The sequence below is a fragment of the Acetobacterium sp. K1/6 genome (assembly GCF_034438075.1).
Lineage (GTDB): Bacteria > Bacillota > Clostridia > Eubacteriales > Eubacteriaceae > Acetobacterium > Acetobacterium carbinolicum.
This window is the reverse complement of sequence record NZ_JAXQGA010000063.1, coordinates 1-1813: the sequence shown is the minus strand read 5'-3', so window position 1 is coordinate 1813 and position 1813 is coordinate 1. Positions and strand designations below refer to the sequence as shown.

General features: G+C 29.4%; 2 protein-coding genes. Both read left to right on the top strand.

The genetic code is table 11. The features are described 5' to 3' along the window. On the top strand, positions 1-988 hold a 988-nt coding region (locus tag U2P91_RS17840), incomplete at its 5' end, for an SPASM domain-containing protein (RefSeq protein WP_322520095.1). 35 nt (positions 989-1023) lie between these two features. Further along, complete coding sequence (locus U2P91_RS17835) at positions 1024-1602, top strand: hypothetical protein (protein WP_111888121.1); 579 nt, start codon at positions 1024-1026, stop codon at positions 1600-1602. Positions 1603-1813: the final 211 nt, after the last annotated feature.

Genomic DNA, 1813 nt, shown 5'->3' with positions numbered 1-1813 from the left:
GGTTCGTCGTTTTTTACTCATGTGTATAGTTTATCTTATTTTCTGGATTTTGTGTCCAACTATTTGTGAACATTATAGTATATCGGGAAAAACAGGTATATGTAAAAATGCCGGAATTGATTGTTATCAAAATGCAATATCTTCGTGTAAACCAGACATGTCATTAGATGGCTATGAGTGGATTGTTAGTCAATGTAAAGATAAGGTGTTTCAGGTTGCATTAGGTGGAGCTGGAGATCCAAATAAACATAAAGATTTTGCTGATATTTTAGAAGTTACGAGGTATAATGAAATAATTCCCAATTTGACGACAAGCGGATACCTGCTATCAGATGAAGAAATAAACTTAATTAAAAAATATTGTGGGGCAGTTGCTGTCTCTTATTATTCAAGATTAGAAAGAGATAAAGAAAGTAATTATATAACATGTGAAGCCATAGAAAGACTTATAAAGGCTGGATGTATTACGAATATTCATTTTATTATATCGGATAAAACCATTGAAGAGGCAATTTATAGATTGGAAAATAATATTTGGTCAAAAGGGATAAGTGCAATTATATTTATTCTATATAAACCAGTAGGGTTAGGCGTTGAAGAGAAGACAGTGAAAGTTGATGACCGGTTTAAAAAATTTATGAATCTTGTGCTAAATAATAAATATCCATTTAAAATTGGATTTGACACTTGCTTCACTCCTGCATTATGTAATTATGAAGAGAAAATTAGTTTTCAATCAATTGATGCATGTGAAGCGGCAAGATTTTCTATGTATATAGATAGTGAACTTGCGGCATATCCTTGTTCATTTGATAATCAAACAGGACAATATAAAGTTGAATTAAAGCCAGCATCCATACAAGAAGCATGGGATAGCGAAATGTTTGAAAAGTTTCGAAGTAACAACAAAGAAAAATGTGCTAGTTGTGATAAGGGAAATATATGCAATAGTGGATGCCATTTGGGCTTAGGAATTGATTTATGTTGATAAGAAATTTATTTATTCTGTAGAAAAGGAGATTTATGAAACGTAATTTACGCAGAAATAGAAATATTGTAATTATAGTATTGTTACTTGTATTTATTTTAGATGTGATAAACATTTCAGATATAATAAATATACCGTTCAATAATATTAACTTGGATTTATGGAACATTTTGATATTTGTGATCTTATATATTTTGACTTATGAAATTATTGACAAAAGAGATAATAGAAGAAAGAAAAATCAAGAGGAGATTGCAAGAATATTATTAGAAGAAACCTATAATGAATGCGATAAATATAAGAATATAATAGACAATGAAATTTTTAAAAAAGTGTGTCCAAAACGTTTTCCTGGAGATCAAACAGTCGAAAATAATGTGGCATATCATGATATGAGAAAAGCTCCATTTGAACATGATTCTATAATTTTTTCTCTGGGAGAAGAAGGGATTATTTCTGCTTCAGAGATACTGAATTACATAAATGTAAAAAATAAGTACAGCATATATTTTTCAAACGTCGTGTGTTTCCCTGATATAGATGAGATAACAAATCCTTTAAAACAAGATTTGGAAATCGCGATACATAAGGCATTTAGACGATTGAAAATGTAGAAATAGTTGTGTTGACTAACTACGAATTTGGAACATATAAACAAAATAGTGGGAGCATTTAAATTGGAGATATATAATGGATGAAATTAATTTTTTTTTGGATATTGAAAAATCTATAATGACGAACAAATATATATGTGAACTTTGCATCTAGGTTACACTAAGTCATAAAAAACTGTGTGAGAAAGTCTCAAAACCCCAGTAAAATCAA

Excerpts from the sequence above, each read along its gene's own strand:
- U2P91_RS17835 (WP_111888121.1), top strand. The coding sequence starts at position 1,024 with ATGAAACGTAATTTACGCAGAAATAGAAATATTGTAATTATAGTATTG.